Annotated in this window: 11 protein-coding genes; 3 read left to right on the top strand and 8 right to left on the bottom strand. The window is 52.6% G+C overall.

The window, feature by feature from the left end:
- Window positions 1-52: 52 nt before the first annotated feature.
- From L21SP2_RS16655 to epsC, 3 genes are read left to right on the top strand one after another with little or no spacing between them, the layout of a single operon-like run.
- On the top strand, window positions 53-1,567 hold the full coding sequence (locus L21SP2_RS16655; RefSeq protein WP_169730403.1) for an AAA family ATPase: 1,515 nt from the start codon (window positions 53-55) through the stop codon (window positions 1,565-1,567).
- Window positions 1,564-3,222, top strand: a complete 1,659-nt coding sequence (locus tag L21SP2_RS16650) for a VWA domain-containing protein (protein ID WP_024266667.1) — start codon at window positions 1,564-1,566, stop codon at window positions 3,220-3,222. The genes L21SP2_RS16655 and L21SP2_RS16650 overlap by 4 nt, the downstream gene beginning before the upstream one ends.
- Window positions 3,223-3,258: 36 nt before the next feature.
- Window positions 3,259-4,194, top strand: a complete 936-nt coding sequence (gene epsC, locus L21SP2_RS01400; protein WP_024266666.1) for a serine O-acetyltransferase EpsC — start codon at window positions 3,259-3,261, stop codon at window positions 4,192-4,194.
- Window positions 4,195-4,211: 17 nt separating this feature from the next.
- Here the strand turns inward: epsC and L21SP2_RS01395 are convergent, their stop codons facing one another.
- From L21SP2_RS01395 to L21SP2_RS01360, 8 genes are all read right to left on the bottom strand, one after another.
- Window positions 4,212-5,123, bottom strand: a complete 912-nt coding sequence (locus L21SP2_RS01395) for an SPOR domain-containing protein (RefSeq protein WP_024266665.1) — start codon at window positions 5,121-5,123, stop codon at window positions 4,212-4,214.
- Window positions 5,099-5,743: a dephospho-CoA kinase gene (gene coaE, locus L21SP2_RS01390; protein WP_024266664.1), complete on the bottom strand. Its 645-nt coding sequence runs from the start codon at window positions 5,741-5,743 to the stop codon at window positions 5,099-5,101. Before coaE ends, L21SP2_RS01395 begins: the two co-directional genes overlap by 25 nt.
- A complete protein-coding gene (gene polA / locus L21SP2_RS01385) occupies window positions 5,740-8,670 on the bottom strand; it encodes a DNA polymerase I (RefSeq protein ID WP_024266663.1) in 2,931 nt (976 codons plus the stop codon). Before polA ends, coaE begins: the two co-directional genes overlap by 4 nt.
- 59 nt (window positions 8,671-8,729) lie before the next feature.
- A complete protein-coding gene (locus L21SP2_RS01380; protein WP_024266662.1) occupies window positions 8,730-9,755 on the bottom strand; it encodes a GGDEF domain-containing protein in 1,026 nt (341 codons plus the stop codon).
- Between the two features lie 96 nt (window positions 9,756-9,851).
- Window positions 9,852-10,343 carry a hypothetical protein gene (locus L21SP2_RS01375; RefSeq protein WP_024266661.1) on the bottom strand — a complete coding sequence of 164 codons (492 nt, stop codon included), beginning with the start codon at window positions 10,341-10,343 and terminating at the stop codon, window positions 9,852-9,854.
- A gap of 83 nt (window positions 10,344-10,426) precedes the next feature.
- Window positions 10,427-10,855, bottom strand: a complete 429-nt coding sequence (fliS, locus tag L21SP2_RS01370) for a flagellar export chaperone FliS (protein WP_041400986.1) — start codon at window positions 10,853-10,855, stop codon at window positions 10,427-10,429.
- Between the two features lie 36 nt (window positions 10,856-10,891).
- The gene (locus L21SP2_RS01365; RefSeq protein ID WP_041400984.1) at window positions 10,892-13,216 is read right to left on the bottom strand and encodes a polysaccharide deacetylase family protein; all 2,325 of its coding nucleotides are present in this window, start codon (window positions 13,214-13,216) and stop codon (window positions 10,892-10,894) included.
- Between the two features lie 57 nt (window positions 13,217-13,273).
- Window positions 13,274-13,456, bottom strand: coding sequence for a hypothetical protein (locus tag L21SP2_RS01360; RefSeq protein ID WP_024266658.1), 183 nt, complete (start codon window positions 13,454-13,456; stop codon window positions 13,274-13,276).
- Between the last annotated feature and the right edge of the window lie 133 nt (window positions 13,457-13,589).

Here is a 13,589-nt window from a genome sequence, read left to right as displayed (position 1 = left end):
AGGTTATGATGGGACTATGGGAAACGTGTCCGAAACAAAAGTATATCAGCGATTGGAAAACATTTTAAGTCATCTCCTGGACGGCCTGTATGAGCGGGAGGAGGCGGTACGCCTCAGTCTTCTTGCGGCCCTTTCGGGAAAGAGCATCTTCTATTTGGGGCCTCCGGGGGTGGCCAAATCCCTCATTGCCCGAAAAATCGCATCGGCATTCAAGGATGCGGACTTTTTTGAGTATCTGATGGGAAGATTCTCCACTCCGGATGAAATTTTCGGACCTGTATCCATCGCCCGTCTGAAACATGAGGATAGCTACAGCAGAAATATTGAAGGGTACCTTCCCGGCGCCGACATTGTGTTCCTGGATGAAATATGGAAGTCCAGCCCGCCGATTCAAAATACACTGCTGGCTGCCCTGAATGAGCGAACTTTCCGCAACGGCGACGAGTTGATCAAAATCCCCATGAAATGCTTCATCGCAGCCAGCAACGAGATCAAGGATGACGATGAATCAAGGGCGTTCTGGGACAGGTTTCTTATCCGTCTGGAAATTACCGCCATCCGGGATCCGGAATTCTTTAAAGACCTGATCCGAACCCCGTCGGATCCAGAGATAACCGAAGCTCCCCTGGCCATCACCCCCCAGGAGTGGTCGCAATGGCTGGATTCCAGCCGAACCCTCAGACTCAGCGATGATCTGGTGGGTATGATCGGAGCACTGAGACAATCAATGAACACCGAAGCATCCGAGGATGGAAGCTTCTTTATTTCAGATAGACGCTGGAAGCAGATTGCCGAGCTTCTCCAGACGTCCGCCTATTTTCACGGCAGAAACGAAGCAAATATGGTGGATGCGTTCATCATCCCCCACTGCATATGGAACAATGCCTCAAACAGACAGCGGGTAGAAGAAATTTTTTCAGAAGAGATTTCGAGAATGATGTTCAACAGCAGCATTAATGTAATTGCGCTGCAGCAGAAAGTGGAAAGTCTCAAGGATGCGGTGAACTCCCGGGCCTACGATGATCAGGAAGTCACGCAGTTTATCCCGGTTCGCTATGACGGAGAGTACTTCCGGTTTATTCCCGACCAGGGAAACGGTGACGAGGATTACAGAGTTTGGGCTGACGACCTGGAATATCTTGATGAGCGGGGTGAACTGGAGCTCTTTGTGTACAAAAGCGGGAACTTCTACCGCACAGAAGTGCATCCGATGCGCTGGACCGATAAAGAAAACTGGAAGCTCAGCGGAGGACCGGGAAGCGGTATTATTGAACATCAGAACGAGAAAACCTTTACCCGGGTAGCCCGGGAACTGAGCACAGAGGACCGGAAAATCCTGGGGCAGGAGTATAGAAACCGCATCAGCAGGTTGGAAGCAGCCATTTCCCACATCGACGCTGAGCTTGCTTCCTGCCGGGAACAGGGCTCAACCCACCTGTTTATTCCCAGTCATGATTTAAGTCCGCTCATGGAAGGGGGAAGGGATAAAAAACAGTCCGTTCAGCAGCTTCTGGCAGAAGTTCTGGAAATCGGCAGGCAGGAAGGACTGGAAGAGCAGGACGCATGAATCATGTATGCCCCTATTATCATGATGAAGATCTCATTCCGGAGGATCTCCGGGAAATTCTGGAAGAGCGGCTGACCCACACCTTTACCGGCCATAGCTCCGGAACACAGGAAGCGTCTCACGACACCGGCGGCCGGGCCCGCGTGAGCGGGCATATGCATAACCCCAGCCGGAACGCCCCTACGGAAGATGCTCAACGGCTGAAGGCCCTGTGGGAGCTGGTTGACCGGGTGGGAGATCTTGCCGGCGGCGTACGGGAGCTGGTTGAGGAAAACCGGGAGATGGGTCTGCGGCTGGCCCACGACACCATCCATAAAATCGGGCACGATTTCTCCCATTCCAACGAACTCACCGCCCTGGAGGCTCTCAAAGGACTGCATACACGGCTGGATGCGGTGCCGCCTGCCCGGCAGTTCGAGCTGATTCGCGCCCGGGGCCTGGAAAGCCCCAACACCCGGAGACTGGCAGAACTTCTCAAACAGCTCAGCGAACCTCACCCCCGGGAATCCCGAAATGACGGAAGCACATCCGAACAGCTGCGGCTGGAGGCAGTGAAGGAAAGCCTGTCCACAGAGATCCGGGAAGACCTGAAACGTTACAAATACAGAGTATACCGGTCGCTTATCCGGAGCAAACTGCCGGGGCTCATGAGCGATCTTCTGGAAGAAAGCCGGAAGCTGAAGGATATCTCCAGAAACATGCAGCATTTCTTCGGCATCAGTTCCGCCGGCTGGGATCTGGATAACGGCGTATGGCAGGAAGTTCCCTGGGATATTTTTGAAATGAGCAAACAATTTCTGGAGGATAACCCCAGCGTACAGCGTCTGGCAGATATTCTGGGGAGAGGACCCGGAAGCCGGCAGGGACGGCAAACGCATCACAAAAGCGTAGAGACCCTGGTTGAACATCGCCACCGGGAGGAAGAGTTTCTTGGAAAACAGGAAATCCTGGGGGTTGAGTTCGGCAGCGATCTGAATCGCCTTCTTCCCGGAGAATACGGCTTTCTGAACGAACCTGATATAGAGCACCGGTTTTATAAAGAGCTGGTGGACGGGGAGCTGATGGTTTCGCAGTTCAGAAACCGTGAAATCCGCAGCCGCAGCAACCTGAGCCGGGAAACCCGCCAGGTGGAAGCCAGTGAACCCCTGGGACCTGTGGTGGTTGCCCTGGATACCAGCGGAAGCATGACCGGCTGGCCGGAGCAGGTGGCCAAGGCCTTGAGCCTGGCGCTGGTGCAGATCTGCTGGGGTCAAAAACGCCGACTCTTCCTCATCCTTTTCTCCACCGAGGTCCGTGAAATTGATGTGAGCGATATACAGGCGGCACTCCCGGAATTCAGTGCGCTTTTTTCCATGGAGTTCCGGGGAGGCACCGATTTAAGGCCGGCTCTGAAATCATCCATCAGAAAAATCCGGGATGATGGATACAAAAACGCCGATCTGCTTATCGTGTCCGATTTCCGGGTTCCAAAAATCATGATCAAACAGCACCCGGCCATGGAATCACTTCGGCGGGAGGGTAAAAACCGAATCCATGCCCTCACCATAGGGCAGTTTCCGGTGGAGGATCAGTACAATATTTTTGACAGCCGATGGCATTACCGGATATCCAGCAAGCAGATGCCCCTGGGAATTACCGGTCTGGTGGAATTGTGAGTTGACATTCCATCGGGATTCATCATCTTATAAAACATGGACCAGCTAGAAAAACTCACCGCTTCCCTGTTGGAAAGCTATGACAATATCGGCGGCCTGAATCATATTCACGGTCCCAATCTCCCCAGCAGACTCAGCATTCAGAATATTATCGATGATCTTGAAGGCCTGATATTTCCAGGATACAAATGCGAAGAACCTCTGGATACCGCCAATATCCGCTATTCAATCGGAGAGCGGCTGAACCGGGTTATGAAAAATCTCACCAAGGAAATTACAAAAAGCCTCTGCTTTCAAAGAAGACTGGACGGCGATCCCTACTGCATGAATGATCCGGGAAGCGGTGAGATCGCAAAATGCAGAAGCGATTCCGAAGTACTCACGGTTCAGATACTCAATCAGCTTCCGGCAATCCGAAGCATGGTTCACAAGGATGTTGAAGCGGCCCTCAAGGGAGACCCCGCCAGCCGCTCCCATGAAGAGGTAATCCTTTCCTACCCGGGAGTAGAAGCAATCATGATCCACAGGGTTGCCCACGAACTCTGGATCAGGGATATTCCTCTGATCCCCAGGATGATGAGCGAACATATTCACGGAAAAACAGGAATAGATATTCACCCCGGCGCACAGATCGGTGAATCGTTCTTCATTGACCACGCCACTGGTGTGGTGATCGGGGAGACCACGGTGATCGGTAAAAACGTAAAAATATATCAGGGAGTCACCATTGGCGCGCTTTCGGTGAAAAAGGAAGAAGCCAATACCAAACGCCATCCGACAATTGAGGATGATGTAACCATCTACTCAGGCGCAACTATTCTGGGGGGCAAAACGGTAATCGGCAGAAATTCCATTATCGGAGGGAATGTGTGGCTAACCCATTCGGTCCCTGCTGGAAGCAGGATTTATATCCGGGATCCCGAACATGTGATCCGTAATAAATATGAACATGTTCAGGATTTTCAGATCTAGTGGGCGGCGCATCAAAGTTAACGCTGATTATATTCAAGTGATATGTAGGCATCTGAAAACTCGTCCATGGCGGTAATCCAGCTTAGAAATTTCTCCGCCTCATCTTCCACCAGAAACGGCCCGTAGCGAAGGCGGTAGTAGAGGGTGTCGTTTCTGCTCACACTGCTCACCTTTCCTCCGAAACCATGCTCCAGAAGCGCCTGTCGGGCATCTTCAATGCTCTGAATGCTGGGGCTGGCAAATACCTGGATCCAGTATTCTTCCACTGTTACCGGGTCCTGGGAAGGTGCTCCGACTCCCGGTGTATCGGTACTCCGGCCATCACTCTGACTGGATTGTGCCGTTCTTCCAACGGGCGAACCTGCGCTGCCTTCATCCGCTGAGCGTTCCCTTGAGGTTTCCTCAGAGGATCCCCTGTCATCTGCCGCTTCACCGGAAGCAGCCCTGGCGGCTCCATCATCAGATGTGGATTGCCGTCCGGTTTCCTCACCGGGGCCGGATTCAGAGGAGCGGCCGGATTCTGAAGACCTTACAGAAGATGCACCGGGAGAGTCGTCTCGGGTTTCTCCGGTTCGCCCGTACACCTGTCGTTGGGTAAAAATCAGGGGCTGATCCTGTTCCGCGGCCTCATCATCTGGGGCAGCAGTTTCATTGCCTGCAGCCCGTCCGTCACCGGGATCAGAAGTATCGCCGTCTTCCCCGACCGGGGATTCCGGGGATTCAGCATCCTGATCTTCGCCCGGCACGTTCTGTCCGCCGGGATCCGGTTCAGGATTGATATATAAAAAGGGCTGGACGTCCGGACCGTCTGTTGCGGCCATCCGGGCGTCTTCCTGCCGGGGAGAGAAAAGAAACAGACCTGAAGCCAGCAGTCCTGCGGCCACCAGGGTTATTACCAGCATGATTATGTAGGTTTTGTTCTGTTCCATAATCTGTCCCTTACAATGCGTTCGATGCGTCGAACCGCTCTCCCTTTTTGAAGGTTGTCCACTTTATACATATCGACATTTCCCGGCGCAAGTTGAGGCCGTAATTTTTTCTGGGCGGAAAATCTCCGGAATAATTCCTTCCAGCTCAGACCGTCCCTCTTCCGTGCACGGATAATCCGCAGAGGAAGAGGAGCACTGACCCAGATAACCGCATCGCAGAGGGACTCCAGCTCCATTTTGAACAGGATGGCTGCATTCAGCAGAATCCCCGTCGGGAGATCTTGCGACTGCCGGTACTCTCGAATGAGTTCTTCGCTTCGGGCTTTCATGTCGGGGTGCACGATGTTCTCAAGCTGTTCCAGGCGGCGGGGATCGGAGAATACCAGGGATCCCAGCTTTTTCCGGTCCACACTGGTTCCGTCTGGACTGAGCACCGCGGAACCGAATTCGGTGACAATTTCATTTTTTTTCCTGGCGAGACTCTCATGACCCAATCTGTCAACTTCAATCTGCACCCAGCCCCGCCGGGTGAGCTCCTGTGCCAGGGTGGATTTGCCGGAACAATAGGGGCCGGTAATTCCCAGTACCGGACAATCTGAGTTAGCTTCCTCTTCTCTCAATGCATTTCTCCCCAGCTGGCGCCCCGCTCAATGTTCACGGAAAGGGGAACCGAAAGCTCCACGGCTCCCGGCATGATTCTGCCCAGCAGTTCTTCCACTCCGTCCAGTTCATTTTCAGGGACCTCAAAAATCAGTTCATCGTGAACCTGCAGCAGCAGCCGGGTTTGAAGATTCTGTTTCTTCAGCTCAGCATCCACCTTGAGCATGGCGGTTTTCACGATATCCGCTGCAGATCCCTGAATGGGGGTGTTCACAGCAATCCGCTGTGCCCCCATCCGCTCATTTTTATTTGAGCTGGAGATGGTGGGGATGCTCCTGCGCCGTCCGGCCATGGTTTCCACATAGCCCAGCTTTTCGGTGCGCTCAACCAGATCGTCAATGTAGCGTCGAATGCCGGAATAGGTCTGGAAATACGCGTCGATAAATTCCTGGGCTTCATTTCTGCTGATCCCGATTTCACGGGATAGACGGAAGGCGCTCATGCCGTACATCACACCGAAGTTAATGGATTTGGCTATCCGGCGCTGCATTGAGCTCACATCATCAACCTTGACCTGGAAGATCTGACTGGCGGTGAGAGAGTGAACGTCCGTGCCCTCATTATATGCCTTCACCAGCCCCGGATCCCGGGATAAGTGGGCAAGAACCACCAGCTCTATCTGGGAATAGTCCGCAGAAATGAACATGCATCCGTCCCTTGGAACAAAGGCTTCCCGGATCTTCCGCCCTTCCTCGTCCCGGATGGGGATATTCTGCAGGTTGGGGTCGTGGCTGGATAAGCGGCCGGTGGCAGTTCCGTTCTGCTGAAACCGGCTGTGAAGCCGTCCGCTCTCCTCATGGATGAGAAGGGGAAGACTGTCAACATAGGTGGATTTCAGCTTGGAGAGTGTCCGGTGCCGGAGGACCAGCTCAGGAACTTTGTCCTCCTTGGATAACTGCTCAAGCACTGAAGTGTCGGTTGAATACCCGGTTTTGGTTTTTTTTACCGGAGTGAGTTTCCGTTCCTGAAACAGCACTTCCTGCAGTTGTTTGGTGCTGGCGATGTTAAACTCGTGCCCCACCATCTCGTAAATATCCCCGGTTATCTCCTCCAGCTGTTCCTCAAGCTCTGTGCTGTATTTCCGGAGTGCCGGGGTGTCCAGCATGATTCCCCTCATCTCCATGTCGCCCAGCACAGGTACAAGGGGCATCTCCAGGTCATGAAACAGGGCGGTCTGCTTCGCCCCGGGATTCAAGTCGGCCCGTTCAAGGTACAGCCCCAGAATACGGGAGAGCCTCAAGGTGATATCCGCGTCTTCGGCGGCATAATCCAGCGCCCGGTCCAGGGGAATCCGTGCAAAATCGATGCTGTTCGCCCGGGCCTTGGTCACTTTTTCACCGGTTATTTCCTCGTACAGGGGAATCAGTTTCCCGGTGGTATAGCCCAGATACTGCTCCGCAAGGGCATCCATTCCGTAGGAATTGGCGGTGGTATCAATGAGCCAGGCGGCTATCATGGTGTCAAACCAGGGATTAGCCATCACCACATCCCTGCGGGCCATGATGCAGTAATCGTATTTGATATTCTGCCCCGCCAGGCGGTACTCGGGATTTTCCAGCAGAGGCTTGAGAATTGAAAGAGCCGTAGACTCATCCAGATGCGGGGTGTTTCCGGGGCTTCGCAACGGCACGTAACAGGCCTCTCCGGGTGTACAGCTGAGGCTGAAACCGCACAATTGTGCATCCAGGGCATCCAGGCTGTCGGTTTCGGTGTCGAAGGCATACTCCCCGGCGTTCATGCAGCGGTCCACCCAGTTGCGAAGCCCTTCCGCATCCGTTACCAGTTCGTACCGGGCTTCCAGGCTTGAGAAATCCTGTTCCATGTCGCCGATGCGGGCATTCAGGGCTTCACGTTTTTCCCGAGCCTCTTTATCCATCCCATCCGCAGGAGCCTGATCTCCCGGGCCGGGGCTTCCTGAGGAGAGGTCCTCTTCAAGCATTCCGCCGCCGGGGTCCATTTCCGGGCCGCCGATTTCCCCCATTCCGTAAAAGGGCGATTCCTTGCCCGGCGAACTGCCGTTCACTTTTTGAATCTCTTTACTGAGATTCTGAATCTCGTACTTTTTCAATAATTCGGCGGCGGAACCGCCGTCCAGGCTTTCCAGGGTTAAATCATCCAGTGTGAACTCAAAATCCAGATCATCCTTGAGAATCACCAGCTTTTTGCTGAGAAATGCGCTCTCGCGCCCTTCACTGAGCTTCTTCTTCCAGTTTGCGGATTGGATATCTTCCAGATGATCATAAATTCCGTCCAGACTCTCATACTGTCCCAGAAGCTTTTCCGCAGTTTTCTGCCCGATACCTTTCACCCCGGGGACATTGTCCGCGCTGTCACCCAGCAGGGCAAGGTAATCGATGATCTGATCGGGATGCACCCCTTTATCCTGAAACACCCCTTCACCATCCAATTCCTCAAAGCCTCCGGATCGGGAGGGCTTCAGGATGCGTACATGTTCATCCACCAGCTGATACAGATCCTTATCGCCGGACACAATGAAACAGGGGCGTCCCTCGGCGGAACAGCTCCGCGCCAGACTGGCGATGATATCATCTGCCTCCATACCGTTTCGCCGCACCGTGGGGATATGGAATTCCTTCAGCAGGGTTTCAATAATCGGAAACTGCGCCTTCAGGTCTTCCGGCGTCTTGTCCCGGGTCTTTTTATAATCCTCAAACATTTCGTCCCGAAATGTGGGCGTACGGCTGTCCAGGGCTACAGCCAAGTATTCAGGGGAGTAGTCTCTGAGAATGTTCAGGAGTATTCTGGTGAAACCGTGAAGGGCGGAGATATTCACCCCCCCGCTTGTGGTGAGGGGGGTTCTGATAAATGCAAAGTAGGAACGAAAGATCAGGGCATAGCCGTCTATGAGGTACAGGGGAGTTTTCATACGTCAAGAATATGGTCTGGAGCATCTTATGTCCAGCACCAATCGCTGCTCCGCTGAAATCAGGATACTACCGCATCCCGGCCCGCCCGTCTGGCTTCCATCAGCTTCTGCTCAGCCTGGTACAGAAGCTGTCCGGTGTTCAACTCTGATTGGGCGGGCACCACACCGATGCTGCAGGTGATCCTCCGCTCAATACCCTGAAACGGCGTCTCCGAGAAATATCGGCGAAGACGCTCCATGACCGGAACGGCCTGTTCCATATCCACTTCCGAGAGTATCACCATAAACGAATCTCCGCCGTAGCGGGAGACCACATCGCTCTCTCTCAGCAGATCGAGAATCTTCCAGGCATAGGACTCCAGAACCGAATCTCCCACCTGAGGACCAAACTGATCATTCACTTCCCGGAAATGATCCAGGTCAATAACCGCAAGGCAGAATTTATGACCATAGCGCTTGTGTCTTTGAACGCTCCGTTCCAGCTCTTCAATGAAAAACCTTCGGTTGTATACATCTGTTAAGGGATCAACAATGCTTTGCTCAATAAGCTCACGTCTGGTATCACTGAGCTGCCGCTGAAATTCGTTGATCCGCAGGCCAACTGCGGCAGATAAGGCGGATCCCAGAAAAAACGGAACATAATGGAGAATCGGAACCGGATCCGGGGAGAGACTGAGCATCACTGTGACGGCTCCGAAACTCAGAAGATTCAGAACTGCGGTTAACCCGTCGCTGAGCCGGATGCTGAGGAACACGGTAATCATGAGGGTCAGGTAGAGGATAAGCCCCGTAATACCGGGAGCCAGGAGACCTGCTCCGAATGTGGCAGCAAGCACCATGAGAAAGCAGATGGAGAGCTGGATGCTCAATTCCATTCCGTGTTTCACCGGCATCCGACGGTATATCAGAGGATAGATCAAGGCGAGAACACCCACCGTGAGGAGTGAAATGGAAAGGAACAGCCTGTTACCGCCAAAGGAGTAGAACAGGAGCACACATCCGCTCAAAGCATACACCACTCCCGGGATCAGGATGTTCCTGCGGTTGGCATAGAGCAGATCTTTCATAGTTCTGGTGATGTTCATTCTTTTTGCCTCTTCCACCATTTTCGGGTAAGAGGAGAGACATTTCAAGTACTCCGGCGGAGGTCGGTCAGGGGGAAAAAAGCAACCAGGGCGGTTTCAGGCTGACAGATCCACCATACTGGGAGTCTGATTCCCTGCGTATACGGATTTGCGCCCCTTGGGAATTCTCAGTGATTGTATTTTTTCTTTGAGCTCATCCCGCTGCCGGGCAAGCAGCTCCCGATTCATACGGTTGCGCTCAAGCACCTGGGACTGCAGTTGCTGAAGACTGCTCTGAAGACGGGTGATTTCCGGTTTCTTTCCGGGATACATCCGGCCGTACATCCCCTCAAGGGGTTTGATTACTTTCTGAACCGATAAGATTTCACGAACAATCTGCTGCTCCATGCCTGCCTGGGCTTCGATCGCACGGGCATCCCCTTCAACTATGGCCTGTTCCTGCACTTCAAGGACATTCAGGTAATCACGGAACCGATCTCTCTGGACTTCCAGCATGCTGCGGAACCGTTTCAGGAGATTCACACGTTGACGGATTTCATCTTCATCCATTTCAAGAACTGAATTTACTGCATGGTTTGTATCTGACATATGACCTCCTGCTTTCCTGCTGTGGCACTATCCGGGGACATGGTGTGGCCCTGCGGGTTTCCGGGCAGACATCGGAGACGGCTTTAGCCGGCTATATTCACTCCTGAACGGCCGTCGCTGCCCTCAACGTTGGTTTTGCCTGCAATCTGATTCCAGGCTTCCCGAATCTCGGACATCATATCCTTCACCTGTCTGAGGGGCTGGGTTTCTTTTTTCAGATTGGCCTGAATCAGCTGTTCACTGAACCACTGATACACCGCAAACATCCGGGTTGCAAACTCTCCCCCCTGTTCCATATCCAGGGAAACCATGAGCTCAGTGATAATATCCCTGGCCTTCATGATTGCATTGTTCACCTTGTCGAGCTCCTTGGAGTTTTCATCCAGAAGCTTCACTGCATAGCCGATCTGTTTGATTGCTTCATCGTAAAGCATAACAATGATCTGACCCTGACCGGCGGTCTTGACCCTCGTTTCCTTATACGCATTGGTCTGGTAATTAGTCATCGGCATCTATATTCACCCCTCTCATGTATGAATACTATCGGTTTATTTTGCATGATCCATAAGCGTGGAAACCGGTACCATACTGTAACCACGTTCAAGTAAATTATTGATGAGGATATCCAGATTATTAAACAAATAATCCTCCCTTCCTCCGTGAGCTCTATCATCCCCGGGTTCACCAACAGTCATGGAGACGATTGAGCCGGGTTTTTTCTGTTCAATGATGCGTTCAACGAGTTGTGCAGATGGGAAGTAAAGCCGCGAAATCCCATTATCGTCACGGGTGGGCACCCAGTCAAGACTGTCCACATCCCTCCCGATATATGTGTAACTCATCTGTTCACCGGCATCTATTATCTCTGGACTAACGTAATAATACGGGGCGTGCCAAAGCAAACTCAGTTCCTCACCAGTCATTTCAAAATACGCATCCTCGTTCTTTGCCAGCCCTTGGCGGATAAAGTCCCTGGTGATCTGAAAACGGGAGTCGGACATATTGAAATACATGTTGAACAGGGAGCCCACTTCATGGTTGCTCCTGGCAATTTCCCGTACTGCGCCGGGATGGCGCCGCATAAAATCGCCATTGAGAAAGAAGGTAGCCCGGATACCGTACTCTTCCAGGGTGTAGAGAATTTCCGACAGGCCGGTAACCGAATCCACGGCATTAAACACCAGGGAAACCTCACGCCTGCGGATGCGCGAACCATGCCTGAAGGTGGTAAAGCTCACCTCCTCCTCCCGGGTGGGGAAGGGCTCGTATGACCTCACCGGAGGATCAAACAGGCTGACCGTGCCCGGTGAATCGCTGCTCCTGGCCATTCGGCGAACCATTATCATATTCCGGTAACTTCCGGAACTGAGGGATTCCAGGTAGACCCTGAAATCCCGGGTTGCAACTTCAGGCTCTTTCACCTGATATTCTTCCCGGCTGAACCAGCGTCGGGTTTCGTGGTCATATGCCTGAGTGACATCACCGGTTTGCACCAGAATCTCTCCATTGGAAGAGCTGTAGCCGATGGTATCAACACGGGAAAATGCAATAAAATCCGATTCTCCGCTCTTGATATTATGGCGCTGAATGGTATCTCTGCCGGCGATAATCAATTCACTGTTGTTCACATAAATCAGGTGGTGGGGCAGAGTGTAGGGAATGCGCTCTTCTTCGGTCCATTCAGCATAGTCCCGGATTTCGATCCCGTCTTCGTGGAGCAGGGCGATCTGCCGCTCATCGGGGCTCATCACCATGGCCTCCACCTCCGAGGCCTCCATCCGCTGAAAACTGTAGACATCCCTGGTCCGGCTCAAATCAAGTCGATACAGACTGGTGCTTCTCTCACCCTCATACAACGCTTCCAGCAGTATGGTCACAATGCCTTCGCTTGACCACAGTACCTGCTCAACCCCGGCATTCCGGGGCATATACAGATACGGCAGCTCCAGAGGGCTGGTGCTGGCATCGTAATCATCAGTTTCAAGAAAATACAGATAGAGATTTCTGCCGCCCTTATCCAGAAGTACCTGACTTCCGTCGGGGGAGATCCAGAATGAATCGAAATTGGAATCAAAGCGGAAGGGGATTTTCCCGACGATTCGGCCGATTTTCAGAAATTCCTGGTATAGCGAACGGGTGAAAAACTCCACTCCCAGAATCTGATACACCAGTCTGCCGCTGATGTAATACAGTTCGTTTTCATTGCCCCAGCTGACGTTGGCCATTCTCCCGGGACCGATGCTTCTGAAATTCTCACTGAGAAGCCGTCCGCTCTCAAATTGGTCAATGCTGAAATAGTACAGCTCCCCGGATTTCTGATAAATAAAGAAATCGGACTCGGGACTCCACTCAACCGGCAGGCGATCAAGGTTGAGTTCAACATCCCGGCTGATTACTGTCCGGGAATTGTCCGCCAGAAGGGTAAGAACCAGATTGCCGTAAGCGGGACTGGTGGATTCGAAATGGACGAGGTAGCGGCCGTCGGGACTCACATCCACGGGATGAATTTTCCCGGTGAGGATGTCCGTTCCCCTCACAAAACTGTCGTAGGTTTCCAGGGGAGAAATATCTTCCAGATTTGCATCGGAGCGGAACAAACCGAAACGGTTGTGAATCTGCAGCTGTCCGGAACTTGCCAGATAATCTATTCGCTCGGGATAAAAACTGAGCTGCTGCATCTCCCAGGGACCCTGTTCACCGGTAATCTGTGCGGTAAATGCCGTGGTATAGCTTCTGTATTCGGGAGCATCCACCTCTGCGGTAAAAAGGGTTCTATTGGAACTGTTGATCGTCAGGTTGGAGAACTGTACTTCTCCCCACAGGGTCGCGCACGCACCTGCCAGCAACAGTGTCAGAATTATTCGAGATTTCAAAACACCTACCCCACTCTTCTATTTTCTTTCTAATTATCGGCGCAGGTTGGTTGTGAATTAACCGGAAATTTCCTTACCGGCGAGGAATTCGTCGAGCTCATGTTCCAGCTCATCGAGTTTCTTCAGAGATTTTTCCAGACGTATGAGGTTAAATCTGTTTCTTCGCTGTTCCATTTCTGAAAGGCTTTCATCCACAATTTCTTCCAGATCAAGAACTGTAGCTTCCTCGTTACCAGTCATGTTCCTAAGTATAACGATTGTGCAGATTTGTTGCGAATCATTCACGACGAAATTTGCAAATTTCGTGGAAGGAAAACGCTTCCCTCCCTCGCCCGGCCCCCGGGGGTGGGGGAGACAGGGAACCAGCCGATTC

Origin of the sequence: Salinispira pacifica, assembly GCF_000507245.1 — a bacterium.
Lineage (GTDB): Bacteria > Spirochaetota > Spirochaetia > DSM-27196 > Salinispiraceae > Salinispira > Salinispira pacifica.
Note: the sequence above shows the minus strand (reverse complement) of the source record. Positions and strands in the feature narration are given on the sequence as shown.